The sequence below is a fragment of the Stutzerimonas xanthomarina DSM 18231 genome (assembly GCF_900129835.1).
In the GTDB taxonomy this organism is placed as follows: domain Bacteria; phylum Pseudomonadota; class Gammaproteobacteria; order Pseudomonadales; family Pseudomonadaceae; genus Stutzerimonas; species Stutzerimonas xanthomarina.
Genome location: NZ_FQXA01000005.1, coordinates 208657 through 232903 on the forward strand (window position 1 = coordinate 208657; position 24247 = coordinate 232903).

General features: G+C 59.8%; 28 protein-coding genes, 2 tRNA genes and 1 other RNA gene. 19 read left to right on the top strand and 12 right to left on the bottom strand.

Annotated elements, in window-relative coordinates; all coding sequences use genetic code 11:
* Positions 1 to 9 precede the first annotated feature (9 nt).
* On the top strand, positions 10 to 492 hold the full coding sequence (locus BUE09_RS14465) for a glutathione peroxidase (RefSeq protein ID WP_073301698.1): 483 nt from the start codon (positions 10 to 12) through the stop codon (positions 490 to 492).
* A gap of 65 nt (positions 493 to 557) precedes the next feature.
* Positions 558 to 1436, top strand: coding sequence for an ATP-binding protein (locus tag BUE09_RS14470; RefSeq protein ID WP_073301700.1), 879 nt, complete (start codon positions 558 to 560; stop codon positions 1434 to 1436).
* Positions 1437 to 1537: 101 nt separating this feature from the next.
* Here the strand turns inward: BUE09_RS14470 and BUE09_RS14475 are convergent, their stop codons facing one another.
* Entirely contained in the window at positions 1538 to 2221 is a 684-nt protein-coding gene (locus BUE09_RS14475) for a glutathione S-transferase family protein (protein WP_073301702.1), read from the bottom strand.
* A gap of 96 nt (positions 2222 to 2317) precedes the next feature.
* Positions 2318 to 3085, bottom strand: a complete 768-nt coding sequence (locus BUE09_RS14480; RefSeq protein ID WP_172830726.1) for a hypothetical protein — start codon at positions 3083 to 3085, stop codon at positions 2318 to 2320.
* Between the two features lie 214 nt (positions 3086 to 3299).
* Between BUE09_RS14480 and BUE09_RS14485 the strand changes: the two genes are divergently transcribed.
* Positions 3300 to 3375: transfer RNA gene (locus BUE09_RS14485), tRNA-Glu, on the top strand.
* Between the two features lie 15 nt (positions 3376 to 3390).
* Positions 3391 to 3466 (top strand) — tRNA-Gly (locus BUE09_RS14490).
* Positions 3467 to 3639: 173 nt separating this feature from the next.
* On the opposite strand, the gene BUE09_RS14495 is transcribed toward BUE09_RS14490, so the two are convergent.
* Positions 3640 to 3930 (bottom strand): metal-sensing transcriptional repressor, encoded by a 291-nt coding sequence (locus BUE09_RS14495; protein WP_073301704.1) that lies wholly within the window; start codon positions 3928 to 3930, stop codon positions 3640 to 3642.
* Between the two features lie 322 nt (positions 3931 to 4252).
* Here BUE09_RS14495 and BUE09_RS14500 point away from each other — a divergent pair, with 322 nt between their 5' ends.
* Genes BUE09_RS14500 through BUE09_RS14510 form a run of 3 tightly spaced genes read left to right on the top strand, consistent with a single transcriptional unit; the run spans position 4253 to position 5323 of the window.
* Complete coding sequence (locus tag BUE09_RS14500) at positions 4253 to 4687, top strand: YeeE/YedE family protein (protein WP_073301706.1); 435 nt, start codon at positions 4253 to 4255, stop codon at positions 4685 to 4687.
* Positions 4688 to 4689: 2 nt separating this feature from the next.
* Complete coding sequence (locus tag BUE09_RS14505) at positions 4690 to 5109, top strand: DUF6691 family protein (protein ID WP_073301709.1); 420 nt, start codon at positions 4690 to 4692, stop codon at positions 5107 to 5109.
* Between the two features lie 13 nt (positions 5110 to 5122).
* Positions 5123 to 5323, top strand: a complete 201-nt coding sequence (locus BUE09_RS14510; protein WP_073301711.1) for a YgaP family membrane protein — start codon at positions 5123 to 5125, stop codon at positions 5321 to 5323.
* 84 nt (positions 5324 to 5407) lie between these two features.
* Here the strand turns inward: BUE09_RS14510 and BUE09_RS14515 are convergent, their stop codons facing one another.
* The 7 genes from BUE09_RS14515 to BUE09_RS14545 form a co-directional block, all read right to left on the bottom strand.
* Positions 5408 to 5788, bottom strand: coding sequence for a rhodanese-like domain-containing protein (locus BUE09_RS14515; RefSeq protein ID WP_073301713.1), 381 nt, complete (start codon positions 5786 to 5788; stop codon positions 5408 to 5410).
* Positions 5789 to 5808: 20 nt separating this feature from the next.
* On the bottom strand, positions 5809 to 7560 hold the full coding sequence (locus BUE09_RS14520; RefSeq protein ID WP_073301716.1) for a SulP family inorganic anion transporter: 1752 nt from the start codon (positions 7558 to 7560) through the stop codon (positions 5809 to 5811).
* Positions 7557 to 7823 (bottom strand): hypothetical protein, encoded by a 267-nt coding sequence (locus BUE09_RS14525; RefSeq protein ID WP_073301718.1) that lies wholly within the window; start codon positions 7821 to 7823, stop codon positions 7557 to 7559. Before BUE09_RS14525 ends, BUE09_RS14520 begins: the two co-directional genes overlap by 4 nt.
* A gap of 23 nt (positions 7824 to 7846) precedes the next feature.
* Positions 7847 to 8710, bottom strand: a complete 864-nt coding sequence (locus BUE09_RS14530; protein WP_073301720.1) for an MBL fold metallo-hydrolase — start codon at positions 8708 to 8710, stop codon at positions 7847 to 7849.
* 179 nt (positions 8711 to 8889) lie between these two features.
* Positions 8890 to 9621, bottom strand: coding sequence for an ABC transporter ATP-binding protein (locus tag BUE09_RS14535; RefSeq protein WP_073301723.1), 732 nt, complete (start codon positions 9619 to 9621; stop codon positions 8890 to 8892).
* Positions 9614 to 10834 carry an ABC transporter permease gene (locus BUE09_RS14540; RefSeq protein ID WP_073302029.1) on the bottom strand — a complete coding sequence of 407 codons (1221 nt, stop codon included), beginning with the start codon at positions 10832 to 10834 and terminating at the stop codon, positions 9614 to 9616. The genes BUE09_RS14535 and BUE09_RS14540 overlap by 8 nt, the downstream gene beginning before the upstream one ends.
* Before the next feature lie 5 nt (positions 10835 to 10839).
* Positions 10840 to 12024 (bottom strand): efflux RND transporter periplasmic adaptor subunit, encoded by a 1185-nt coding sequence (locus tag BUE09_RS14545; RefSeq protein WP_073301725.1) that lies wholly within the window; start codon positions 12022 to 12024, stop codon positions 10840 to 10842.
* A 243-nt stretch (positions 12025 to 12267) separates the two neighbouring features.
* On the opposite strand from BUE09_RS14545, the gene BUE09_RS14550 reads away from it, so the two are divergent.
* Positions 12268 to 13197 carry a ZIP family metal transporter gene (locus BUE09_RS14550; protein WP_073301727.1) on the top strand — a complete coding sequence of 310 codons (930 nt, stop codon included), beginning with the start codon at positions 12268 to 12270 and terminating at the stop codon, positions 13195 to 13197.
* A 76-nt stretch (positions 13198 to 13273) separates the two neighbouring features.
* On the opposite strand, the gene BUE09_RS14555 is transcribed toward BUE09_RS14550, so the two are convergent.
* Positions 13274 to 14260, bottom strand: a complete 987-nt coding sequence (locus tag BUE09_RS14555; RefSeq protein WP_073301729.1) for an NAD(P)/FAD-dependent oxidoreductase — start codon at positions 14258 to 14260, stop codon at positions 13274 to 13276.
* Between the two features lie 305 nt (positions 14261 to 14565).
* Here BUE09_RS14555 and ffs point away from each other — a divergent pair.
* The 11 genes from ffs to nhaD all read left to right on the top strand — a co-directional run bounded on the left by ffs (position 14566) and on the right by nhaD (position 23343).
* An RNA gene (gene ffs, locus BUE09_RS14560) (signal recognition particle sRNA small type) lies at positions 14566 to 14662 on the top strand.
* Positions 14663 to 14944: 282 nt separating this feature from the next.
* The gene (gene earP, locus BUE09_RS14565) at positions 14945 to 16099 is read left to right on the top strand and encodes an elongation factor P maturation arginine rhamnosyltransferase EarP (RefSeq protein WP_073301731.1); all 1155 of its coding nucleotides are present in this window, start codon (positions 14945 to 14947) and stop codon (positions 16097 to 16099) included.
* A gap of 153 nt (positions 16100 to 16252) precedes the next feature.
* Complete coding sequence (efp, locus tag BUE09_RS14570; RefSeq protein WP_073301734.1) at positions 16253 to 16819, top strand: elongation factor P; 567 nt, start codon at positions 16253 to 16255, stop codon at positions 16817 to 16819.
* 271 nt (positions 16820 to 17090) lie between these two features.
* Positions 17091 to 17219, top strand: a complete 129-nt coding sequence (locus BUE09_RS20780; RefSeq protein ID WP_254980614.1) for a hypothetical protein — start codon at positions 17091 to 17093, stop codon at positions 17217 to 17219.
* A 265-nt stretch (positions 17220 to 17484) separates the two neighbouring features.
* Positions 17485 to 18552: a 3-deoxy-7-phosphoheptulonate synthase gene (locus BUE09_RS14575; RefSeq protein WP_073301736.1), complete on the top strand. Its 1068-nt coding sequence runs from the start codon at positions 17485 to 17487 to the stop codon at positions 18550 to 18552.
* A gap of 92 nt (positions 18553 to 18644) precedes the next feature.
* Positions 18645 to 19316: a DNA-3-methyladenine glycosylase I gene (locus tag BUE09_RS14580; RefSeq protein WP_073301738.1), complete on the top strand. Its 672-nt coding sequence runs from the start codon at positions 18645 to 18647 to the stop codon at positions 19314 to 19316.
* 75 nt (positions 19317 to 19391) lie between these two features.
* Positions 19392 to 20159, top strand: coding sequence for an NAD-dependent protein deacylase (locus BUE09_RS14585; RefSeq protein ID WP_073301740.1), 768 nt, complete (start codon positions 19392 to 19394; stop codon positions 20157 to 20159).
* A gap of 64 nt (positions 20160 to 20223) precedes the next feature.
* Positions 20224 to 20874 (top strand): C40 family peptidase, encoded by a 651-nt coding sequence (locus BUE09_RS14590; protein ID WP_073301742.1) that lies wholly within the window; start codon positions 20224 to 20226, stop codon positions 20872 to 20874.
* An 83-nt stretch (positions 20875 to 20957) separates the two neighbouring features.
* Complete coding sequence (locus BUE09_RS14595; RefSeq protein WP_073301743.1) at positions 20958 to 21488, top strand: C40 family peptidase; 531 nt, start codon at positions 20958 to 20960, stop codon at positions 21486 to 21488.
* 105 nt (positions 21489 to 21593) lie between these two features.
* The gene (locus BUE09_RS14600) at positions 21594 to 21914 is read left to right on the top strand and encodes a hypothetical protein (RefSeq protein ID WP_073301746.1); all 321 of its coding nucleotides are present in this window, start codon (positions 21594 to 21596) and stop codon (positions 21912 to 21914) included.
* 163 nt (positions 21915 to 22077) lie between these two features.
* Positions 22078 to 23343 (top strand): sodium:proton antiporter NhaD, encoded by a 1266-nt coding sequence (gene nhaD, locus BUE09_RS14605; protein ID WP_073301748.1) that lies wholly within the window; start codon positions 22078 to 22080, stop codon positions 23341 to 23343.
* Between the two features lie 47 nt (positions 23344 to 23390).
* Here nhaD and BUE09_RS14610 read toward each other — a convergent pair whose 3' ends face one another.
* The gene (locus BUE09_RS14610) at positions 23391 to 24194 is read right to left on the bottom strand and encodes a metallophosphoesterase family protein (protein WP_073301750.1); all 804 of its coding nucleotides are present in this window, start codon (positions 24192 to 24194) and stop codon (positions 23391 to 23393) included.
* Between the last annotated feature and the right edge of the window lie 53 nt (positions 24195 to 24247).

The following is a 24247-nucleotide window of genomic DNA, read 5'->3' on the forward strand; positions in this document are numbered from 1 at the left end:
GGTACCGCCATGCGCGATCCGCTGTTCGAGATTCCTTGCCTCACCATAAATGGCCAGCAGAAGACGCTTGCCGAGTTCGACGCCAAAGTACTGCTGGTGGTCAACACGGCGAGTAAGTGTGGCTTCACTCCGCAATACAAGGGGCTCGAGGCGCTATGGCAGCGCTATGGCGAACAAGGGTTGTTGGTTCTTGGCTTTCCCTGTGATCAGTTCGGCCATCAGGAGCCAGGCGATGAAGAGCAGATTGCAACCTTCTGTGAAAGGAATTTTGGAGTCAGCTTTCCGCTGTTTGCCAAAGTTCGGGTCAATGGCGGCGAGGCCCATCCTCTGTTTGTCGAATTGAAGAAGCGCGCGCCCGGCTTTCTAGGCAGCAAGGCGATCAAGTGGAATTTCACCAAGTTCTTGATCGCAGATGAAGGGCGCTCGGTCGAGCGTTTCGCTTCGCGCACCTCGCCGGATGCGCTGGCGGCGCATATCGAAACTTATTTGTAGCCTGTGATCCCGAGGCTGCTACTCCAGTTTGCGGGTAGCTGGCACGATCGTTCTGGAGTCGTTGAATGGATGCTGAGCTGAAAGCTTTTTTGCAGCGCGCCGATGCGCTGATATCGCGCCTGGAGCCTTTGTTGCCAGCGCAGCGGGCACCGGTGGATTGGGCCACGAGCCTGGCCGCGCGTTGGCATCGTGAAGGGCAGGGCGGCTACTTGCAGCCGCTAAATGTGTCGCTCGACATGAAGCTAAACGATTTGATCGGTATCGACCGGCAGTGTGAGCTGTTGTCGCGCAATACCCGTCAGTTCGTTTCAGGACTGCCGGCGAATCATGTTCTGCTCTGGGGCGCGCGCGGCACGGGCAAATCTTCGTTGATTCGAGCGTTGCTGGCCGAACATGCAGCAGAAGGAATGCGCCTGATTGAAATCGAGCGCGACCATCTGGCTGACCTGCCAAGGCTGGTCGACCAGCTAGCGGGGCAGTCGCAGCATTTTGTGGTGTTCTGCGATGACCTTTCGTTCGAGGCAGGTGAGGGCGACTATCGGATCTTGAAGAGCGTGCTGGACGGCTCGCTCGAGCGCGCGCCTGAGAATGTTCTGCTGTATGCCACATCGAATCGGCGCCACCTTGTGCCTGAACGTCAGAGTGACAACGAAAACTGGCAGATGGTTGATGGTGAGCTTCATCCCAACGAGGCGGTCGAGGACAAGATTGCGTTGTCGGACCGCTTTGGGCTTTGGCTGTCGTTCTACCCGTTCAGCCAGGAGCATTACCTGAACGTGGTGCGGCACTGGATCGGCTCGCTGGCCATTCAGGCGGGGCTGAGCTGGAATTGGGATGATGAACTGGAAAAGGACGCCGTGCGCTGGGCCACGGCGCGTGGTAATCGCAACGGTCGCTGTGCTTATCAGTTCGCCCGGCAGTGGGTAGGGATTCGCCTGCTCTGACCGATTGGCAGGCCTTGCCGCTGCCTCGTCCTAATGCAGCTGCTGGGACGTCTTGCGGCGAGGCGCGTTTCCGCTTCCTACAGCTACAGCATGCATCAGTCTCAGTTGGCTGACGTTGCCTTTCTGCCCATTTCGATAAGTTTGGCAGTCATGCGTTGCTCGCCGGGTAACAGGTTCTCCACGGATTCACGTGCCTTCATGCGCGAATAGTGCGCGGCCAGGGCTGGCCAGCGTCCGGCGTCGATCATTTCGCCACCGTGCTCCATGTTAATCAGCTGGCACGCAACGGCTATATCGGCGATCGAGAGCTGCTCGCCAATGAAAAAAGCGTTCTCCCCCAACTGTCGCTCGAGGTAGTCGAAGTGCGGTGGCAGCTTCTCGTTCAATGCGCTCTGCACGGTTTCCTCGTTGCAGGGCTTACCCGAGCTCGGCTTCAGCACGCGGTTGCGGAAAATTCCGAATGTCGTCAGCGGTGCAAGTTCGTAATCGGCATATTTTTCCAGCCAGCGTATCTGGGCCCGGTCGGCCGGACTGTCGCCGTAGAGCTGCGCTGTTTGGCCGTAAGTCTCGTCGAGGTACTGACAGATCACGCTGGAGTCGGCGAGGCAGAGGTCTTCATCTTTCAGGGCAGGGATGCGTCCCAGGGGATTGAGTTGTAGATACCATTCGGGCGGAGTGAATGGCATGACGACTTCGAGCCCATAGTCCAAGCCCTTTTCCTGCAGACAGAGGCGTACCTTGCGAACGAAAGGCGATAGAGGGGCACCGAATACAGTTATTGGCATAACGAGTTCTCCACAGCAGGGAGGCAACCGCCGGACGTGAGAGGAACGAGTGAACACGGCAATTGGAGCGCCGTCTCGATTCGTCCGATTTGTGCCTTAGTAGATGTTGTTCTTCTTCCAGTCGTCTTCGCTTTCGAGGCTTTTCAGACCTTCGGCCAGCTCGCTCGGCTCGTCAAGTTTCGGCTGATGTTGTGTCTGCTCAAGCTTATTGGCATGGCTGTAACTCGCTTCGAGTTTGCTCAGCTGGGCTTGATAGTCGGCCGGGTTGGCCTGCTTGCGGATGTGCTGGATGCCGCGCTCGAAAGCCAGGCGTGCCTTATGCGCGCTGCCCTGTTGAAGTGCCTGTTGGCCAACATTGCTGAAGTATTCGACATGCAGCATCACCATCATCCGCTGGATCTGATGAATCCAGCGCTTGGCAGCGGTGGTATCCAGCTGATTCTGCTTGTTGGCCCAGACGATCTGTGCATGCAGGTCTTCCATCAGCAGGCGAATCTCCTTCGCCTGGGCTTCGGTGATGACCTTGACTGGCGCGTTTTCCACGAGGATTTCTTCCCCTTTGGCAGCCGCGCTGCGCAGCGCGGCTAACCGGGGTTCGAGTGTGGGGTTCTTTTTGTCGAGGGGGAGTAACTTCTCGCCCAGGCCCAGCTCCAGGCGCGTCAGCAACAGCTTGAGTGCTGGCGTCATCATCTGGCCTGGAAAACTCTCGGAGAGATTGGCGCAGCGGCGCATGCGGTCGCTGAGTTCGGCGCGGACGCGCGCCTTTTCCAGGTTGTTCTTCTCGACGATCTGATTGATGACGCCGATTGCAATCAGGATGAACAGGCCGGCAACGACCAAGCCAGTAATCAGAACTGGGGACACGAAACGCACCTCTCTGACCGAGCGATTTTTTCCGAGTGTAGAGCGTTGGATGGCAAGCTGATAGCTCAACGCTAGCTAGACGTTGGGTTCATAAAATATTTGCAGATGGTGCTTGACGACCCTGTTCGACGTCCATAGAATGCGCGCCACTTGCAGCGTGAAGCTCTAAAGCGAAACGCTGAAAGCCGGAAAAAAGCAGTAGCTTCCGGGCAGCGTCCCCTTCGTCTAGTGGCCTAGGACACCGCCCTTTCACGGCGGTAACAGGGGTTCGAGTCCCCTAGGGGACGCCATTTTTTGCAAGTATTGCGGGAATAGCTCAGTTGGTAGAGCACGACCTTGCCAAGGTCGGGGTCGCGAGTTCGAGTCTCGTTTCCCGCTCCAAATTTGCTCCGAGTCTTTTTTGAAAGATTTCGAAGCGCTAAAAAAGCGACCTCAGGGTCGCTTTTTTCGTTTCTGGTCAATTCATCAGTGATTGCCCCCGCTGCGGATAGTCTGGATTGTCGAGTATTCGTCTCCTGACGTTTCCGCCAGACCCACCATCCGCACCCCACAGATCAGGTGTACTTGGTAAAAATGCTGCGTACGCGCGCCAGCGTTTCGCTAGTGTCCTGAGTCTGATCGTGCATCGCCTCTTCTATCAGGCACGTCAGCATCAAGCGATAGGACTTATCCAGAGCGCTGCGAGCGGCGGAAAACTGCTGGGCTATCGCTTCGCAATCCTCGCCGCGTTTGATCATGGCCTGGATGCCCCGTACCTGACCTTCGACCCGCGCAAGCCGTTTCAGCATGGCCTGCTGTTGATCCTGTAGCTGTACGGATTCAGTGGCAGTTGTCTGGTCATTCATGCTGATACCTGGCGTCACGAAAAGGGCGTCTACTGACAGGGTCGGTCGCCGAAATTGTCCGACGGACGTACCTGTATGGGCATGCTAGCGATGCCACCGCGCACGGCCAACTTGTTTCGATCTATCTGCACAAACAATATATTGATAAATATATTGTGTTGAGATTAACTATTGCTCATCGATGGCGCCCGGCCTGGATCAGGCCCTAACGCTGCTGCAAATGTTCCAGGTGTTAGGACGAACCGACCCGTTGGAGAGCCAGGATTCGTTGGGCTGGCCGTGATGACATTCCACTATCACTTGTTTCGGAAATAGACCCGTTATGACGATCGATTGGAGCAGCTTCACCCCTTGGGCCTCGCTAAGCGGCGGTGTGCTGATTGGAGCGGCGGCCGGGCTCTTCGTTTTGCTCAATGGCCGTATCGCCGGTATCAGCGGTCTCCTTGCCAGTCTGCTGGAGCGTGAAGCGGAGGGGCGCGGAGAAAAGTTGATGTTCATTCTCGGCGTGTTGCTGGCGCCGTTGTTGTGGGTGTCGTTTACCTCCTTGCCAGCGTTGGAGTTTCAGTCGGGTTGGCTGGGGCTGGTAGTGGCTGGATTGCTGGTCGGCATCGGTACTCGTTACGGCGCCGGTTGCACCAGTGGCCACGGAGTGTGCGGTATTTCCCGGCTGTCACCGCGCTCGATCATGGCGACCCTGACCTTCATGGCTGCGGGTTTCGCCACAGTCTTTGTCCTTCGTCATCTCCTCGGGGGCTGAATATGCGCAAGCTGAGTTCGTTTGCCGCCGGCCTGTTGTTCGGGCTGGGGTTGTTGCTCTCGGGTATGGCCAACCCTGCCAAGGTAATTGGTTTTCTCGATCTGTTCGGTGCGTGGGATCCGTCGCTGGCGTTGGTCATGGTTGGTGCGATCGGTACCGCGCTGGTGCCTTTCAGCTTGGCCAAGGCGCGCCAGCGCTCGTTGCTTGATGCGCCGATGCAGCTGCCCGGCAAACGCGAGCTCGACGGGCGCTTGATCGGCGGCAGTCTGCTGTTCGGTGTGGGCTGGGGGATTGCCGGTATCTGTCCGGGCCCTGCGATCGCCGTGTTGCTTAGCGGCCATTGGCAGGTGGTCTTGTTTGTCCTTGCCATGCTCGGCGGGATGCTGCTGTTCTCCGCGCTGGAACGCCGGCGCGCTTGCTGACCGGGAGGTCATTATGAAAAGCAACCTTGGAACCATCGACCGCACATTGCGGATCATCATCGGCCTCGTGCTAATCGGGCTGACTCTGGCAGGAGTGATCGGTGTGTGGGGCTGGATCGGCCTGCTACCTCTCGCCACTGGCCTTTTCCGCTTTTGCCCGGCCTATGGGCTGCTTGGCATCAAGACGTGCAAGGCATGTAATACCAAGCCTTGATCAGGGCGCCGAGGCGGATTCATTCAGCGGAAGAGCGACGTTAACGCCGGTCTTCCGCTTTATGGATAGGCCGACTGTGCCGGGTCACTCAAAGCTCGGCAGGCTCGGTTTCGCTACCGGCTTGCCGGCTTCAGCCCAGGCATCGAAACCCCCGGCGATCGATTTCACATGCAGATAGCCCATGTCCTGTAGCGATGCAGCTGACAGCGCCGCGCGGCCACTGGTCTTGCAATAGAGCACGATATTCATGTCCCGAGCACCCAATTCGGGCGTACCGCTGAGCTTGAACTCCAACAGGCCGCGCGGAATGTTGGTGGCACCCTGTATATGGCCTTCGTGAAACTCATCGGATTCGCGTACATCAATCACTACATCCGCCGCCTGGATTGCCGCTTCGGCATCGCCAAGTGGTATTTCCTGGATGCGGGCTCGGGCCTGTTCGACGAGGTCATGTGCGTTTTTCATTTGCGGTCTCCCATGCTGGTTCAGTTGCAACGCTGCCGTTCAAGCGCGTGTCGAGTAGTCTGCGGATCCAGGGCGAGCAGCGCTTCGTACTGGCTGATGAACACCTGCCCGCCGAAGTGTTCGAGGAAATCAGTGCCGCGCAGTCGGTCCATTACGGGTCCCTTCACTTCGGAGAGATGAAGCTGAACACCGGCAGTGTGAAGGCGAGCGGAGATGGCTTCGAGACTTTCCAGTGCGCTGGCATCTATCAGATTGACCCCGGGGCACATCAGCACCAGATGCTCGGCGTGCGGGTGTTGGCCCAACAGTTCTGCGATGCGGTCCTCGAGAAAGCGTGCGTTGGGGAAATAGAGGCTTTCATCGACGCGCACCGAAAGCACCCTGAGGCTCTGTACCACGGCGAAACGCTCAATGTTGCGAAAATGCTCGCTGCCAGGTAGCTGTCCTACTACCGCAATATGCGGTTGGCTGGTTCTCCAGAGAAACAGCAGCAGTGACAGACCGACGCCCATGAGTATGCCGCTCTCGACGCCGATCAGCAGCACGCCGAGCATGGTGGCAGCCATAGAGGCGGCGTCTTGGCGGGAATAACGCCAAGTGCGCGCGAGCGCGGTAAGGTCCACCAGGCTGAGTACCGCGACGATGATGGTCGCAGCCAACACAGCATGTGGCAGGCTGTGAAACAGCGGGGTGAAGCACAGTACCGTCAGGCCTATGCCGACAGCTGTCAGTGCGCCGGCCAGCGGCGTTTGGGCGCCGGCATCGAAGTTGACCACCGAGCGGGCGAAACCGCCGGTGACGGGAAAACCTCCGCTCAGGGCTGCGGCGATATTGGCGCCACCGAGGGCGACCAGCTCCTGGTTGGGCTCTATGCGTTCGCGACGTTTGGCTGCCAGGGTCTGCGCTACCGAAACCGACTCGACGAAGCCAACCAGGCTGATCAGAACTGCGGCAGGCAGGAGCTGAATGATCAGCGCGAGGTCTAGTGGGGGCAGGCTCAATGAGGGAAGCCCCTGGGGCACTTCGCCAACTACTCGAACGCCCGCAGCCGCGAGCTCAAAGCCGCTGACCGCCGCTATCGCCAGGAGCAGGGCAACGACCGGCCCGATTTTGGTTAACGTGCCAGCGGTGCGGGCGCCCATGCCCAGCCGTTGCATCCAGCGACCGAGGCGGCTGCGTACCAGAAACAGGAAAACCAGGCTGGTGGTCCCGATGGCGAGTGTGGGCAGGTGCGTTTCTGGCAGGCCTTGGATCAATCCCTCCAGCAGCTGGGCAGCGTTGTCGCCGGCGACTGAGATGCCAAGAATGTGCTTGAGCTGACCGATGGCGATAAGAATGCCCGAGGCGCTGATGAACCCTGAAATTACCGGATGGCTGAGGAAATTGGCCAGGAAGCCCAGCCGCAGAACCGCCATGGCCAGCAGGATCGCACCGGACATCATTGCCAACAGCAAAGCTGCGCCTGCATAGGCGGCGCTGCCGGAAGCGAACAGCGGGCCGAGGGCGGCCGCCGTCATCAGCGACACCACGGCGACGGGGCCGACCGCCAACGTGCGGCTGGTGCCGAAAAGCGTGTATGCAATCAGCGGCAGGATACTGGCGTACAGACCCACTACCGGTGGAAGGCCGGCTAGCATTGCGTAGGCCAGGCTCTGCGGAATCAGCATTAGCGTAACGATCAGCGCCGCCAGGCTGTCCTTTGCCGCAGCGGTCTTGTCGTACTGTTTCCCCCATTCCAGAAACGGTAGGTGGCGGGCGAGCCGCTGCATCATCCCTTCTTCTCCTGAGTAAAGTCACAGGCGTTGAGCGCCTCGGCCGGCCGCGGATTGAAGTCCTGATCTGTCGACTCGGCCAGCCATGCTTGGCGTCTGAACAAGGTGTCAGCATAGATCGACGGCAACCGACAAGGATTCAACGTCCAGTCTAAGCGCCGGGTGACGCAGCTAAAGTAGCTTCCTGGCAGCAGGGCCATCTCAGCTGGTGCCTGTTGAGCGGCCATCGATATGAAGGGTGTCAGGCGTTTGTTTTTCTTCAATGTCACGCGCTCCAGCCAGGCAGTTACAGCACGTCCAGAGGAATCTTCAAGTAGCGCGTGCCGTTGCCTTCAGGCGATGGCAGCTCACCGCCACGCATGTTGATCTGCACCGAAGGCAGAATCAGCGTGGGCATCGCCAGGGTGGTGTCGCGCGCGGTACGCATGGCGACGAAATCATCTTCGCAGGTGCCGCTGTGTACGTGGATGTTGTGCTCACGTTCGGCGGCGATGCTCGTTTCGCAGCAATACTCTTCGCGGCCCGGTGCCTTGTAGTCGTGGCACATGAACACCCGGGTCTCGGCTGGTAGCGTGAACAGTTTCTGTATCGACTGATACAGAGTCCGCGCGTCTCCACCGGGGAAGTCGCAGCGCGCGGTGCCGTAGTCGGGCATGAAAAGGGTGTCGCCGACGAACGCGGCGTCGCCGATCACATAGGTCATGCAAGCCGGCGTGTGGCCTGGCGTATGAATTGCCCGCGCCTGGATGTGACCGACCTGAAACACCTCACCGTCGTGGAATAGATGATCGAACTGACGACCATCCGTGGCGAACTCGCTGCCGGCATTGAACAGGCTGCCAAAAGTATTCTGTACGACGGTGATCTGGTCGCCGATCGCGAGCGTTCCACCTAATTGCTGTTTCAGGTAGGGCGCGGCGCTCAGGTGGTCGGCGTGCACATGGGTTTCGAGCAGCCACTGCACGCTCAGGTCGTGTTCGCGCACATAGTCGACCAAGCGCTCAACCCCGGCATGTGACGTACGGCCCGACGCCGGATCGTAATCCAGCACCGAGTCGATCAGCGCACACTGACGCGTTTCTGGATCGCTGACGACATAACTGTAAGCAAAGGTCGCGGGATCGAAGAACGCTTCAACGCGGGCATTCATGGCTGGCTCCTTCGGTTGGCTTGATACGGGTGGGGGTATCCTGAGGAGGATCTTAGCGCTAGATACGGTTATATGCTTAGACTTAATAGTTATTAGCTGGGGCGAGCCAATTCTGCACGTGTTGTAAGGCGAAGCTGGTTGACTTAAGAAAGCTGTAAGCCGTGTCGGCGGGTGACGCGTCAGTGTGTTTCGGTGCGGGATTGGTCACTGACGATACGGCCGTCAACCAGTTGAATGGTGCGCGCACAGTCGGCGGCTAGGCGCGGATCATGGGTCACCACCAGCACGGCGCAGCCGAACTGATCATTGATACGGTGGAACAGTTCGAAGACGCTTTGCGCAGTGCGCGTGTCAAGATTGCCGGTTGGCTCGTCGGCCAGCAGCAGTGGAGGCCGGGTGACCAGTGCGCGGGCAATGGCGACCCGTTGTTGCTGACCGCCGGATATCTGCGTGGGTTTCTTCTCGGCAAACGCGCCCAGTCCGACTTCGTCTAATAAGCCGCGAGCCAGCTCGATATCCGCACTCGACGGCTTGCCGTGGCGGATCATCAATGGCATCAGCACATTCTCCAGCACGCTGAACGCCGAAATCAGGTGGTGAAACTGAAACACGAAACCGATGGCCTGGTTGCGCAGACGGGTGCGGGTCTCGTCATCGCTGTTGCGGGTGGGCTGGCCGAGCAGATACAGCTCGCCGGAACTGGGCGCGTCGAGCAATCCGATCAGGTTGAGCAGGGTGCTTTTGCCAGACCCGGATGGCCCGATGAGTGCCGTCAGTTCACCGCGGCACAGGCGTAAGTCGATGCCGTGCAGCACTTCCGTTTCCAGGGGGGTACCGAGGTTGAACGCTTTACGGACCTGTTCGAGACGCAGAACCTCTTCGATGCTCGGGCTGGCAGTGGACTCAGACATAGCGAATTGCCACGACCGGATCGTAGCGCGCTGCCCGACGAGCCGGCATGGCGGCGGCCAACACGCCGGTAACCGTTGCGACCAGCATTGCCAGCGGCACCAGCGTCGGATCGACTGGTATGAAGAACAGACGTGGCCCGGCCAGATTGAAGACCTGCACCAGCCCCCAGCCGACGGCGCCGCCACAAGCCGAGCCGAGCAAGCCAAGCAGGCCACCCTGCAGCAGGAAGACTCGTAGTATCTGCCCACGCGGGCTGCCCATGGCCCGCAGGATGCCGATCTCGCGGGTGCGCTGGACAACGCTTACAGCCAGTACGCTGGCAATGCCGAAGGCCACCGAGATGCCGACGAATATGCGGATCATCTCAGTGGTCATGCTTTGCGAGCTGAGCGCGTTGAGCAGTTGGCCATTGGTTTCCATCCAGCTTTCGGCGCGAAGTCCGGTCAGGCGGGCCAGGCGTTTGGCGATGCGATCGGCTTCGAATATTTCGCCGACCGTGGTATCGATGACAGTGACGCCACCGGGCAGATTCAACAGGGTCTGGGCCTGCTTCAGGTCGAGGTAGACATAGCGCGCATCCAGCTCGCGAACTCCTAGCTCGAAGATTCCGGCGATGTCGACCACAGCCTCGCGGCCTTCACCGGCGTCCAGCCTTAGCTTGTCGCCGATGCCGAGACCCAAGTCGCTGGCGAGTTCCTTGCCGATTACTGAATTGCCGGCGCCGACGGTGAATTGCCCGGCTATCAGATCCTGGGCCAGTGGGATGATCTGCTGATAGCGCACCGGATCGATGCCGAGTAGCGCGATGGATGCACGCGCCACGCCGCGCCGGGCGATAGCTGGGCCGCTGACGACTGGCGATACCGCGAGTACCTGCCGATCTTCATCGAGCACGTCGCGAATGTCCTGCCAGTTGATGATCGAGCGCAAGCGCTGCGCCCGTGGACTCTCCAGCACCAGAGACCAGCTGCCATCGTCGGCAGGCAGAACGCGGTTGACCTCATCGGGCGGCAGGATACGGATATGCGCCTGGGTGCCCAGGGTCCGTTCGATGACGTTGGCCTGCAGGCCGGTGATCAGCGCGGTGATGAACACGATGACCGCGGAACCGACAGCAATGCCAAAAATGATCAGCAGGGATTGCATGCGGTTGTCCAGCAGGAAGCGCAGGGCAATAAGCCATTCGGTCCATAAAGAGTCGACGAGGCGCACCGCGGTCAATCCCGGATGCCGTGTGGCATCGGCAACTCGCGAACCCGCACACGCTGGCCAGCTTCCGCTTCGTCGGCTAGCACCAGGTCGCCAGCAGTCAGACCTTCTGTCACTTCGCTCAATGCAGTGCCCAGCAGACCCAGGCGAACCTCGACGCGCTCGACCACGCCGTCGTTAACGCGTAGCACCTGAGCACGAGTACCGTTGCGGGCGAGCAGGGCATCGTTGGGAAGCACCAGCGCCTGTTCGCGGTGGCCGGTCTCGATGTTCACCGATACCGTCATGCCCTGACGCAAGAAATCGGCTGGCTCCTGCAAGTCGAGGTGGACATCGATGGTGCCGCGCGCCGTATCGACACTCGGCGCGATGAAACTGACCCGTGCTTGCAGCACCCGCTCGGGATAGGCGTCGGCGATCACTTTGGCGGCCTGGCCGAGTTCGATCGGTGCCAGGTTCTTTTCATCCAGTGGCAGGAGGATCTCGCTGCGGCCTGCGCGGGCGATTGTCAGCAGTGTGTGACCTGGCTGAACCAGATCGCCGGGTTCGGCATCACGTGTCTGGACGATGCCATCCACCTGCGCATGAATGCGGGTTTTCGCCAGTGCGGCGCGTGCCGCCTCCAGGCGCTGTTGCTGCACCTGCTCATCGCTACCGCCCTTGGTCAGTGCTGCCGCGGCGAAACTTGCGCGATCACGCACCGCTTGCGCCGTTAGTTCTGCGCGTTGCGCCTGTTCGAGCGCTTCGGAAGCCAGCAACTTACGGTCGAACAGTGCTTTCCGGCGTTTCAGCTCGCGGCTTGCCTGCTCGAGATTGTGCTGGGCCTCGCGAGCCGTTGCCTCTGCCTGCGGGCGAGCGGAATCGATCAGTTGCTGCAGGGCCGCTTCGGCTTCGCGCAAGCGGGCGCGCTGTTCCTCATCGCGCAACTCCAGAAGCAGATCACCGGCTTTTACCGTGTCGCCTTCACGCACATGCCGCGCCGCAACCACGCCAGTGATCTCGCTGCCGACCTGTGCCAGCGATTGGGTGTCGACTTCGCCACTGGCGACCACGCGCTGCACCAATGACCGTGTTTCCAGCCGGTAACCTGACAGCTCCGGCCCTTGCAGCTGACGCCAGCCCAGCCAGCCTGCAATCAACAGCAGCACAATGAGGAGCAGGAACGCACGGCGGATTGATTTGGCGGCAGGCAAAACGGAACACTCCCTGTGCGGTACATGACGACCATCGGACGCGACAAGCTTACGGGCAATCTCCCGCTATGGGTACATCATGGGCACTACTCGGTGGGCCCCACCACAACGGCGTTGAATCATCGGCAGGCTCTTGCGTTCAAAAAGGGAGCCCCTTCGTCGTACGCGACTATCACAGTGATAGCCTCGCCCTTGGAAGGGGCTGCGTACAATCTCCGTTCCCGCTTTCAGGATTTACTGATCATGGCGTCAACCGTTCAAAGCCCCGCTGCCACTTTGCGCTCCGTCTGGCTCGCTCAGGCCCAGGCCAGTCCCTGGATTACCTTCAGTCTTGCCGCTGCCGCGGTGGTCATCCTGTTACTGCTGGTGGCAGGTGGTGTCAACGCTTTCAGTAATGAGTCGAGTAACGTTCGCTACGCCATGCTGGGCGGGGGCGCCGGTTTCGTTGCCACGGCTGTTGGCGCTTTTTTGGCGATCGGCCTGCGCGACCTCTCTACTCGCAGCCAAGACAGCATGTTGGGTTTCGCGGCCGGGATGATGCTGGCAGCCAGTGCATTTTCGTTGATCCTGCCGGGACTGGAAGCCGGCCGTGAGCTGTTTGGCAACGGGCCCGCTGCGGCTTTGACTGTAGTGGTCGGGCTCGGCCTCGGCGTTTTGCTGATGCTCGGGCTGGATCACTTCACACCCCATGAGCACGAGAGCACCGGACCGCGCGGCCCCGAATTCGCCCGGCTCAATAGGGTGTGGCTATTCGTCCTGGCCATCGCGCTGCACAACATTCCGGAAGGCATGGCCATCGGCGTGAGTTTCGCCAACGGCGATCTGAGCGTCGGTTTGCCGCTGACTACAGCGATTTCGATTCAAGACATACCGGAAGGGCTGGCGGTGGCACTTGCACTGCGTACCACCGGTTTGTCGGCACGGGCGTCCGTACTGATAGCGGCAGCTTCGGGGCTGATGGAACCCATCGGTGCGCTGGTCGGTATCGGCATGTCCAGCGGTTTTGCCATTGCTTATCCAGTCAGCCTCGGCTTGGCGGCTGGCGCCATGATCTTCGTGGTTTCCCATGAAGTCATTCCAGAAACGCATCGTAACGGCCATCAGACGCCGGCCACGCTCGGATTGATGCTGGGCTTCGCCGTGATGATGTTTCTGGACACTGCGCTGGGTTGAACACAGCTGTGTGGCGCTGGGCGGCCCCGCTTTCTGCAGTCGCGCCGGCACTGCCAGAAGAGGGCCGTAACTTTTCCTAGAGGTTTTCCAGCAGCCGGCGGGCGGCTTCCTGGCCGCTGAGCCAGGCGCCTTCAACGCGGCCAGATAAGCACCAGTCACCGCAGGCATACAGGCCCAGTCCGGCGTCGGCGAGCGCTGTCCATTCATGGGCCTGGGCCGGTCGTGCATACAACCAGCGATGCGCCAGCGTGAACTCCGGAGCCGGCACTACACAATCAATCAGCTCCGCGAAAGCCCCGTGCAGGCGCTCGATCACTGCTTCCTTTGATAAATCAAGATGCTGGCGGCTCCAGTTGCTGGTGCCGTGCAGCACCCAGGTGTCGAATTCCCCGTCTCGCCCCGGTTTGCTTCGGTTGCGAGCGATCCAGTCCAGTGCATCGTCCTGAACGAAACAGCCTTCCACCTGGGTGCTCAGCGGTGTGGCAAAGCCTAGCGAAACCGCCCATGTCGGTTCCATTGCCACGCTCGCTGCAACGGCCGCGAGTTTGGGGGCGCTGGGTAGCAGTGCAGCAGCCTGAGGTGCCGGAACCGCAACCACCACCTGGCTAAACGGACCATGGCTGGCACCCGATGCATCGACCAGGGTCCAGAACTGTTCACCGCGAAACACCTCGGTGATGCGGCAATTGAAAGTGACCGGCAGCTCGCCCAGCAGACCGCGGGTGATTGCGCTCATGGTCGGGGTGCCGACCCAGCGCACTTGCTCGTCGGCAGAGGGCGTCAGCTGTCCTTCGCGAGCCTGGTACAGGTTCGGCGCCCACTGATCGACCCAACCCTCGGCGCTCCACTGGTGCAGGGCGTCGGTAAAGCGGCGATCCCGCGCGGTAAAATACTGCGCGCCCAGATCGAGCGAACCCGCATCGCTGCGTTTACTGGCCATGCGGCCACCACTGCCGCGGCTTTTGTCGAACAGGTGTACGGGCTGCCCGGCATCGTGAAGTGTACGGGCTGCGGAAAGGCCCGCGATTCCGGTACCGATGATGGCGATTGGAGCCTTGCTCATGATTACCTCGTGTGCTGCGTCATGAGCCGCACAAACGATTGGGCGCGGCATGATTTCATGACAAGTGTTCGATAGCGCTTAGCCTCCCCATCCTCGAACAGACGATCGTCTTTGGCTAGAGGGTTTTGATGCAATGCGATAAAACAGCCGAGCTGTTTCCGCGGCTGCTGACCGGCGGTCACGCTCGCCCATGAGACTGAGCGTTCGATCGGTGTTTTTCTCGTTCGCTGGCAGTGGTTGTAAGTTGCTGATAAGCCGGTACAATGGCGCCGCTCGCCGCCAGGCGGGTTTGTTATGGTGGGCCCTGCCGGTCCCCCCGCAACGATCAGCCGTGAACCCGGTCAGGCCCGGAAGGGAGCAGCCGCAGCGGTGACATTGTGTGCCGGGGTGTGGCTGGTAGGGTTCACCTCCATAACGATCGTATCTTCCCTCTTTTTATTGCCATGCATCGGCTCCCTGCGAGTCCGAGCGAGTTGTCGCGCCCGTTTATCGGGATGGCGAACAGCAGCCTTCGACTGCGCTGCTCAAAGGCATGCAAGCTAGCCCACACGAAGGCAGTCGAGAGCGCTAGCCATTATCGGACGCGTGCGCCGCTGTAAGGCGGTTGGTAGCCTGTATCCGACATTCTTTTGCAGGCATCCTGCGGGCGCAAATAGCTTGAATGGTTAATTAGCGGGGTTTCGTTTGGCAGTCAAAACAAGCTGGGACATCTTTTGCGTCGTCGTCGACAACTACGGGGACATCGGCGTGACCTGGCGTCTTGCGCGGCAGCTGGTGGCCGAGCACGGCCAGCGTGTGCGGCTTTGGGTCGATGATCTCGATACCTTCGCGCGGCTTTGCCCGGGTAGCAGTACTGTCGCCGATCAGCAATGGCATGAAGGTGTCGAGGTGCGTCATTGGACACCTGATTGGCCTGGCGCGGAGCCGGCCGACGTGGTGATCGAGGCTTTTGCCTGCCAGCTTCCCGACGCCTATATAAAGGCGATGGCTTGCAGCGGGCGCCACATTCTCTGGCTCAACCTCGAATACCTGAGTGCGGAAGACTGGGTGGTGGGCTGCCATGCGCTGCCTTCCATGCAGCCCGATGGCCTGCAGAAATATTTCTTCTTTCCGGGATTCGAGCAGGGCACCGGTGGGCTGATCCGCGAAGGCGACCTGCTGGCACGCCGGGAGGCGTTTCAGGCCGACCCGGTGCTGCGCGAAGCCTTTCTGCAGAGCCTTGACCTGACTGCGCCGCCCGATGCTCGCTTGCTCTCACTGTTCGCCTATGAGAATCGCGCCGTCGCCGGATGGCTCGATGCGCTGGCTGCTGATGCACGTCCATCGCAGCTGCTTGTGCCCGAGGGGCGGGTGTTGGGCGACGTGGCGGCCTGGCTGGGGCTCGAACAGCTGCAAGCCGGTGATCGTCATGCCCGTGGTGCGCTGCAGATTGCGGTGCTGCCGTTCATGACCCAGAACCAGTACGACATGCTGCTCTGGTGCTGTGATTTCAATGCCGTGCGTGGCGAGGAATCCTTTATCCGGGCGCAGTGGGCAGGTCGACCATTGGTCTGGCATATCTATCCTCAGGATGAAGATGCGCACTGGGACAAGCTCAACGCTTATCTGGATCTGTACGTCCGCGACCTTTCCACGCCAGCTGAGGCAGCGCTACGTGAGTTCTGGAGAGCCTGGAACGATGGCATAGGCAGCGGCATTGCCTGGACCGCGATGCTGGAGCACGAAGCAGAGCTGCAGGCGCATGCTGACCGTTGGACACACAAGCAGGTCGCTAACGGTGATCTGGCTGGCAAGCTGGTGCTTTTCTACGCTGACTGGTTCGGGCCCGCTCCGGCTTGACACCGGGTTGCTCCGGACCAAGCGTTCGCCGTGGCTGCCAATATGACGCGGCGATGGCGTCATGCGTAGCAGCAGCGCGGCTTGCGACAGGACCGGAACAGACCCTATGATACGCGGCCTGTTTTATGTCTCTAATTCCATTCGGATATTCGTATGAAAACCGCACAAGAGTTCCGTGCCGGCCAAGTGGCCGTTATCAACGGCGCACCCTGGATCATCCAGAAAGCCGAGTTCAACAAGTCCGGTCGTAACAGTGCCGTGGTCAAGATGAAGCTGAAGAACCTGCTCAATGGTTCGGCGACCGAGACCGTTTACAAGGCTGATGACAAGCTGGAGCCGGTCATTCTCGAGCGCAAGGAAGTGACCTATTCCTACTTCGCTGACCCGCTTTACGTCTTCATGGACGAAGAATTTAACCAGTACGAAATCGAAAAAGACGACCTCGAAGGCGTGATGACCTTCATCGAAGACGGCATGACTGACGTCTGCGAAGCCACTTTCTACAACGACAAGGTGATCTCGGTTGAACTGCCGAACTCCATCGTTCGTGAAATCGTCTACACCGAGCCGTCCGTTCGTGGCGATACTTCCGGCAAAGTCATGAAGACTGCACGCCTGAAGAACGGCGCCGAGTTGCAGGTTTCCGCTTTTTGCGAAATTGGTGACTCGATTGAAATCGACACTCGCACTGGCGAGTACAAGTCCCGCATCAAGGCCTGATTTCAGCCCTGCGCAGACAAGTCCGGCCTGGCGCCGGATGACTTGAGACCGAACCCCGCTTAATGCGGGGTTTTGTTTTTCGGGACGGTGTGATTTGCGGTGACCGTCCGAGCGGTGTCAAAGCTGGCCTTCCAACACGGAGTCCCAGCGACACCATTGCAGCTGGGTGAGTTCAAGCCCGTCCAACAGAGCAGTGGGTGATTCTGCTGCTCTGCCGGTTGAAACGAGTCGGCGCGCTGGAGTATGGTTTGGGCATCCTTTGGAGAACAGCATGCAGCTCAACCTGATTCCCTCGATCCTTGCAAACACCGGCGCCATGCGTACGGCGTTGCTGCGTGGGCAGACGATTGCGGCTGACGGTTACTATTTTGGGTATTGGTTTAGCCATCGGCGCGCCTGATACCCCACAGGCGCCCTAGCAACCAGGGTCGCCACCAGACAGTTTTCGAACCCCCGGTCGGCCACCCGACCGGGGGTTTTGTTTTTCTGGCCTATAAGGCCCATACCGAGGACAGCACCATGTATTACGACACTCGCGCTTACCGCACCTACCGCAATGACTGGCGATTTAGCCGCTTCAATGCCGCCGCACCTTCACACCTAGACCGAACACTTCGCTAGCGCCGACGCGGCTTAGATGCCGCGACGGCCAAAGGACGCCAGTCATGAATGCACAGCTCAACGCCCTTGCCATCACCTGCAACCCCGCCGCCCCAGCCCGACGCAGCGCTCATCCGTTACCGAGTCCCGCTTTATTGCGCCAACGGCTGCCCCTCAGTGCAGCGCTTGACGAGCGCGTCAGAGACGATCGAAAGGCCATTCGCGCCGTGCTTAACGGTGATGACCCGCGCCTGCTGGTGGTAGTCGGCCCTTGCTCATTGCACGATCCGGTATCCGCACTGGAATACGCCGCGCGCCTGGCTGAACTGGCCCCGCAGGTCAGCGATCAACTGCTGCTGGTGATGCGCACCTACGTCGAGAAGCCGCGTACGACCGTCGGCTGGAAGGGGCTGGTTTACGATCCGCGTCTCGATGGCAGCGCTGACATGGCCGAAGGGCTGCACCTATCGCGCCGGTTGATGCTGGATATCCTGGCGTGTGGACTGCCCATTGCCTCCGAACTGCTGCAGCCCTTGGCGGCGGGCTATTTCGATGACCTGCTTGGTTGGGCGGCGATCGGTGCGCGGACCAGCGAATCGCAAATTCATCGTGAAATGGTCAGCGGGCTCGACCTGCCGGTGGGCTTCAAGAATGGTACCGATGGCAGCCTCGGGATTGCCTGTGATGCGATGCGCGCAGCTGCTCACCCGCATCAGCACTTCGGCATCGACGAGCTGGGTCATCCCGCGCTGTTGAGCACCAGAGGCAACCCGGACACCCATCTAGTGTTGCGCGGCGGGCACGCCGGGCCGAACTATGACGAGAACAGCGTCGCCCAGGCGCGGGATGCGCTGCAGCGCCAGGGCATCGCCGCACGGATCATGGTCGATTGCAGTCATGCCAACAGCGGGAAGAATCCGCTGCGCCAGCCTGCCGTGCTGCAAAACGTGATTGACCAACGCCTGGCTGGCGACGGGGCATTGCGCGGCGTCATGCTGGAAAGCCACTTGTTCGAGGGTTGCCAGCCGCTGAGCGAAGACCTGCGTTATGGCGTGTCCATTACCGATGGTTGCCTTGGCTGGAGTGCAACCGAACAGCTCCTGCTTCATGGCGCAGATCGGCTGCGCGGATGAACTGTATTGGCCCGGCCGAGACGGCCGGGCTTGCGACCCCGGGCTGCTAAAGGCAACCTGTGTGGCTTGTTAAATCGATGGTCAGGACCTGCATGCGCGACTACAAATGGCTGCACGAATATTGCCTTAATCGTTTCGGCTCAGCCGCTGCATTGGAGGCCCGCTTACCCCAGCCTAATAGTCCCGACGAGCTTCGCGCCCTTACGGATGACCGTTACCTCTCGCTGATCAGCCTGAGGATCTTTCGTGCGGGCCTCAAGCACAGTCTGGTGGATGCCAAGTGGCCCGCGTTCGAAGAAGTATTCTTTCGCTTCGATCCGGAAAAGCTGGTGCTGATGGGCGGCGAACACATCGAGCGGCTGATGCAGGACACCCGCATCATCCGCCACCTGGGCAAGCTCAAGAGCGTACCGCGCAACGCGCAGTTCGTACTCGACGTGGCGAAGGAAAAGGGGAGTTTCGGCAACCTGATCGCTGACTGGCCGGTAACCGATATCGTCGGCCTGTGGCGTTATCTGGCCAAGCACGGTAGTCAACTGGGCGGCCTCTCGGCGCCACGTCTGCTGCGCATGGCGGGAAAGGACACCTTTATTCCCAGTAATGACGTTGTGGCTGCGCTCAAGGCGCAAAAAGTGGTGGACAAAATTCCAAGCAGCCAGCGCGATCAGGCTGCTGTTCAGTCGTTATTCAATGAGTGGCACGACCAGAGTGGCCGGCCCATGTGCCAGCTATCCGTGATGCTCGCTTTTACGGTCAACCACTGAACTCGGTTGCATCAATGCCGGCCTATTCCCATGTAGCCATGCGAATCGTGGCGCTGAGGTAGCGAAGGAGGGCATATGAATGAGCCGCTGACGCGAGTTGCCGATGCACTGATCCGCGCCAACCGTATCCTGATCATTACCGGCGCCGGACTTTCGGTGGACTCGGGGCTGCCAACCTACCGAGGTATCGGCGGTTTATATAACAGCCATACGGAAGATGGAGTGGCAATCGAGACTGCGTTGTCGGGGCCGATGTTGCGCCATGAGCCGGCGCTGTGCTGGAAGTACCTCGCGCAGATCAGCCGTGCCTGTGTTGCAGCTGCGCCCAACAGGGGGCACCTGGCGATTGCTGAACTGCAGCGACATAAGCCGGGTTGTTGGGTCTTGACGCAGAATATCGACGGTTTTCATCGAACTGCAGGAAGTCTTCCCGAGCGACTGATCGAAATTCATGGCAGCCTTTCGCCGTTGTTCTGCATGGAGTGCGGTTATTCGGCTGAGGATCGGATCGAATATCTCTCTCGACCGCTACCGCCGCGCTGTGATGCCTGTGGCGGCGTGCTGCGCCCGCTGGTGGTGCTGTTTGAGGAAATGCTGCCGGAGGCGGCCTTGCACAGATTGCAGACTGAACTGGCGGAAGGCTTCGACGCGGTGATCGCAATAGGCACATCGGTGAGCTTTGCTTACATCGTCGAGCCGATACTAAAAGTGCGGCATGCGGGCGGTTTTACCGCACGGATCGATCCCGCTATCGACGAGCTGTCGCTTCTGGTAGATGTTCAGATTGCCGAGCGCGCGTCAGACGTTTTGCCGCAGCTAATCCGTCACATTTTCCCTGATTGAATTTGCCCATCGGGACATGAGCAGGCATAGTCTCGGCACTTCCAGCTTCTGACCTGACTGTGCCATGCGCAAACGCCTCGCACCCCTGTTGCCTTTTGCTCTAGTTTCGCTGCTGACCGCTTGCGCCATGCAGCCAGAGCAAGCGGAAATCCAGCACCCGTTGCAGGGCTTTCAATTCGACCTTCGCACCGATTCAGCCGAACTGGATGGCAACGCTCCGGTGGCAGCAACTGACGAGCCGACCGAGCAACAACTCAAGGAGCTGGCGGACGACCAGAGCTACGAACTCCCAGCACTGGCAGATAGCGTCGTCGAGCGCGGCTTTACACTGGTTGGCACCCCGTACCGCTACGGTGGCAGCTCCACCAAGACGGGATTCGACTGCAGTGGCTTTGTCAGTTTTCTGTTCCGCAAGGAAGCCGGCATCGAGCTGCCACGCTCGACCCGCGAAATGATCAATCTGGATGCGCCAAAGATCAAACGCAGTGACCTGGAACCGGGAGATGTGGTGTTTTTCAACAATCGCGGCCGCGGTCGTGTCAGTCATGCCGGCATTTACATCGGTGGCGACCAGTTCATCCATTCCTCGAGCAGTCGCAGCGGCGGCGTTCGGGTCGATAGCCTGGATGACAAGTACTGGCGTTCCAGCTTCATGCAAGCCAAGCGGGTTCTGGCCCTCGCCCAGGATTCAAGCGCTGTTCCCGCTCATCACTGAGTGTTGAGACAGGCTCGCAGCGGGCTTGCTTCCAGTTCCACATGCCGGCAGAGTGATGGCTCATTCGCCTGGACTGCTCTGCCATGCCTCTTCTGGCTCGTTCTACCGCTGTTCTGCTGGCCGCGATGCTGCTTGCCGCTTGTTCCAGTCAAGCGCCGGTCGAGCCGGTAGCCGTCACGCCTTTGCCCGCGCCGCAGGAGTTTCCCGGCGCAGCTGAAGACGTACTGTTCACGGCTTTGGGGCTGGTCGGTACGCCATATCGTTACGGCGGAAATACCCCTCAGGGTGGTTTCGATTGCAGTGGCCTGATCACCTATGTCTACCGAGGCGCGGCCGGTGTCGCTTTGCCGCGTACGACTCGCGCAATGAACGCCATGCGCGGCGCCACGATCAGCCGCGATGCGTTGAAAGCTGGGGATCTGTTGTTCTTTGCCACCAGCGGTGGGCGCCGTGTCAGCCACGCTGCCATCTACGTCGGCGAAGGGCGTTTCGTCCATGCGCCGTCAACCGGCGGAACGGTTCGTCTGGACAGCCTTTCCAACAGCTATTGGCAGAAGAGCTACCTCAGCGCCAAGCGTGTGCTGGACAGTGACCGCCTCGCTCAAAACCCATAACACTGGCGGGTGTCGAACATGATAGGCGCCGGCATTCACTTTTCTCTGTTCCCAGCGCTGCCGAACGGGCGCGGATTTTAAGCGCTGCGATTGAGAGGTCGTTAGATGGCGTCAATCCTGCGTTTGCCCGACCAGCCTGAAGCCTGCGAGCTGTGCCTGCGGCAGGCGCCTTTGACCCGCCATCACCTGATTCCAAAAGCCTTGCACGGCAAAACCGGCATCCGAAAGCGCTTTCCTCGTGAGGAATGTATTACCGCAACGCTCTGGGTCTGCCGGCCCTGTCACAACCAGATTCATCGCCTGTTCAGCGAGAAGAAGCTGGCCCTCAGCTTCCACAGCCGCGACGCGCTGCTCGCCGACCCACGTCTGCGCACCTTCGTCGACTGGCTGTCGACCAAACCGGCCGGGTTCGTGCCGCGCCATTAGTTTCGAAAGAGCGTCTAGGTCGCTGCGTCGGAATAATTCGAAATAGTCTTCGGTTTGACATTTGTTAGATGTCGAAATGTCGCCGTTTGGTTATGATCGGCGCCCCAACTTCTCGGGTGCGCAATCGCGCACGAACCGTCCCCCCTTATGCGTTAGGTGTCTCATGCCTGAAATACTTCAGTACGTGCTGATCGGCCTCGCCGTGGCCGCTCTGCTCGGTGTCGTTCTTGAAGAAATCACTCACATCAACAAAGCCAAGGTCACGCTGTTCTTTGGCACCTTTGCTTGGATGTTGCTGTTCATTTTTTCCCCGGAAGGCGCCGAGCGCGATCTGGTTCTGGAAAGTCTCAACGAGAACATTGCCGAAATCGCCGGGCTGTGGATATTCCTCGTCGCCGCGATGACCTTCGTCGCCTATCTGAACAAGAAAGGGTTGATTGAAAACCTGATCTATCTGGTCCTGCCCAAACAAATCAGCGAACGGCAGTTGCTGTTCCTGACCGCGACGTTCTGCTTCGTGTTTTCCTCGTTGGCGGACAACATTACCGCCACGCTGGTATCGATCACGCTGATCATGTCGCTCAAGCTCAGCGCCGAGAAGACGATCAAATATGCGGCGCTGGTGGTATTTGCAGTGAACTCGGGTGGCGTGGCGCTGATCACTGGTGACGTAACCACCTTGATGATCTTCCTCGCCGGGAAAGTACAGATTCTGCAACTGCTGCTGTTGGCGCTTCCGGCGTTCCTGGCGGTCATGCTGCTGGCGGCGATGCTCTCGCTGGGCATGAGCGGTCAGGTGGTGGTGGAGAGCCATCGCACCGATGTCCGCCGGGTCGATATTGCCATCGCGTTGATCTTCCTTGGCACCATTTTGTGCACCATCGCTGGTAACTTCTTCTTCCAGATACCGCCCGTGCTGACCTTCCTGACCGGCTTGTCGATCATGTTTCTGGTGGCGCGCTTCTTCAGCGATGACATCGAAACCGATCCGATTCTGGAGTACGTGCGTCAAGTCGAATTCGAGACCCTGCTGTTCTTCCTCGGTATTCTGCTGCTGGTCGGCATGCTCAAGGAAATTCACGTGCTTGACGGACTGGTGCATATCTACGATCAGGTGCCCGCCGTGGTCGCCAACTACCTGATGGGCATCTTGTCCGCCGCGATCGACAACGTGCCGCTGACCGCTGCGCTGCTGAAGTCCGGGCTTGAAATGGGCATTGCCGAGTGGATGGTCCTGACCTACGCGGTCGGCGTCGGCGGTTCGCTGCTGGTCATCGGTTCCGCGGCCGGCATCGTCGCCATGAGCAAGGTTCCGGGGCTGACGTTTGGAAGCTATCTCAAATACAGCCTGTACCTGTTCGTTGCGTTCAATCTTGGCTTTGCCGGCGTCTATCTGACCGGCCTGGTGGTGGCGGGCGCGCTGGGCTGAGTCGCGCTTGGGGCGGCCGCTCATAGCCGTTGGATGAGCTGCCGCGCTTACCAGTGCAGGTTGAAGTGCGAACCGAGCACGAATTGATCATCGAGCAGGTCCCAGCGTTCGACGCAGACTTTCTTGTCAGCGCCTGGGTGCAGCTTCATCCGGTTGAACGAGTTCGGCGAAGTGCCACGCACGCGTGACGAGAGTGTGGTCCCGGCCTGAACCATCCAGATCTCGCGCGACAGCGCCGTGTATTGCTTGGACAAGGGCAATACATAGGGCAAGTGGATGTGCCCGCCCATCACCAGGTCCAACCCCTCATCGGCCCAGCGGTGCAACGCAGCATCGGCGTTGTGCTGCAGGTTGCTCAAATCGCTCAACACCATCGCGCCGAATGGCTGGTGTGCCACGACAATGCGTACCTTGTTCGGATCGCTCTGCTTGAGCCGCTGCGTGACGGCCTGCACTTGCTCGTCCGTCACCAGTCCATCCTTGTGCCGCCGCGGGTGGGTGGTGTTGAGACCGATCACCAATATCTCGTCGTTTTCGAAAGTCGGCTCCAGCTCTTCGCCGAAGTGGCGACGATAGTTGCGGTAGGGCATGAGAAAGCGAGCGAAGACGTTGTACAGCGGGATGTCATGGTTACCCGGAATCACCAGCGCTTCTGGGATGCCGTGACCCTGCAGGCGCTTGACGAAGGCCTGGGCGTCGGCGAACTGTCCGGCCTTGGCGCGCTGTGTGATGTCGCCGGAAAAGATCAGCAGATCCGCACCGTGCTCGCGCACGTGGTCTTCCATGGCTTGCACGACGGCGGCCTGTTCGGTGCCGAAGTGGGTGTCGGAAATCTGCACGATACTGGTCATGGGTGGCTGTGTTCTCGTCTGATGTGCGTGACGGGCGGCATTGTTGCATTCGA

Bases quoted from the DNA above. Each gene is read 5' to 3' on its own strand.
- BUE09_RS14590 (WP_073301742.1), top strand. From the start codon at position 20,224: ATGCGCAAACGCCTCGCACCCCTGTTGCCTTTTGCTCTAGTTTCGCTG.
- BUE09_RS14600 (WP_073301746.1), top strand. From the start codon at position 21,594: ATGGCGTCAATCCTGCGTTTGCCCGACCAGCCTGAAGCCTGCGAGCTG.
- BUE09_RS14610 (WP_073301750.1), bottom strand. From the start codon at position 24,194: ATGACCAGTATCGTGCAGATTTCCGACACCCACTTCGGCACCGAACAG.
- BUE09_RS20780 (WP_254980614.1), top strand. From the start codon at position 17,091: ATGCAGCTCAACCTGATTCCCTCGATCCTTGCAAACACCGGCGCCATG.
- BUE09_RS14585 (WP_073301740.1), top strand. From the start codon at position 19,392: ATGAATGAGCCGCTGACGCGAGTTGCCGATGCACTGATCCGCGCCAAC.
- BUE09_RS14475 (WP_073301702.1), bottom strand. From the start codon at position 2,221: ATGCCAATAACTGTATTCGGTGCCCCTCTATCGCCTTTCGTTCGCAAG.
- BUE09_RS14550 (WP_073301727.1), top strand. From the start codon at position 12,268: ATGGCGTCAACCGTTCAAAGCCCCGCTGCCACTTTGCGCTCCGTCTGG.
- BUE09_RS14575 (WP_073301736.1), top strand. From the start codon at position 17,485: ATGAATGCACAGCTCAACGCCCTTGCCATCACCTGCAACCCCGCCGCC.
- BUE09_RS14520 (WP_073301716.1), bottom strand. From the start codon at position 7,560: ATGATGCAGCGGCTCGCCCGCCACCTACCGTTTCTGGAATGGGGGAAA.
- efp (WP_073301734.1), top strand. From the start codon at position 16,253: ATGAAAACCGCACAAGAGTTCCGTGCCGGCCAAGTGGCCGTTATCAAC.
- BUE09_RS14535 (WP_073301723.1), bottom strand. From the start codon at position 9,621: ATGTCTGAGTCCACTGCCAGCCCGAGCATCGAAGAGGTTCTGCGTCTC.
- BUE09_RS14495 (WP_073301704.1), bottom strand. From the start codon at position 3,930: ATGAATGACCAGACAACTGCCACTGAATCCGTACAGCTACAGGATCAA.
- BUE09_RS14595 (WP_073301743.1), top strand. From the start codon at position 20,958: ATGCCTCTTCTGGCTCGTTCTACCGCTGTTCTGCTGGCCGCGATGCTG.
- BUE09_RS14510 (WP_073301711.1), top strand. From the start codon at position 5,123: ATGAAAAGCAACCTTGGAACCATCGACCGCACATTGCGGATCATCATC.
- BUE09_RS14465 (WP_073301698.1), top strand. From the start codon at position 10: ATGCGCGATCCGCTGTTCGAGATTCCTTGCCTCACCATAAATGGCCAG.
- BUE09_RS14515 (WP_073301713.1), bottom strand. From the start codon at position 5,788: ATGAAAAACGCACATGACCTCGTCGAACAGGCCCGAGCCCGCATCCAG.
- BUE09_RS14530 (WP_073301720.1), bottom strand. From the start codon at position 8,710: ATGAATGCCCGCGTTGAAGCGTTCTTCGATCCCGCGACCTTTGCTTAC.
- nhaD (WP_073301748.1), top strand. From the start codon at position 22,078: ATGCCTGAAATACTTCAGTACGTGCTGATCGGCCTCGCCGTGGCCGCT.
- BUE09_RS14505 (WP_073301709.1), top strand. From the start codon at position 4,690: ATGCGCAAGCTGAGTTCGTTTGCCGCCGGCCTGTTGTTCGGGCTGGGG.
- BUE09_RS14470 (WP_073301700.1), top strand. From the start codon at position 558: ATGGATGCTGAGCTGAAAGCTTTTTTGCAGCGCGCCGATGCGCTGATA.
- BUE09_RS14555 (WP_073301729.1), bottom strand. From the start codon at position 14,260: ATGAGCAAGGCTCCAATCGCCATCATCGGTACCGGAATCGCGGGCCTT.
- BUE09_RS14580 (WP_073301738.1), top strand. From the start codon at position 18,645: ATGCGCGACTACAAATGGCTGCACGAATATTGCCTTAATCGTTTCGGC.
- BUE09_RS14500 (WP_073301706.1), top strand. From the start codon at position 4,253: ATGACGATCGATTGGAGCAGCTTCACCCCTTGGGCCTCGCTAAGCGGC.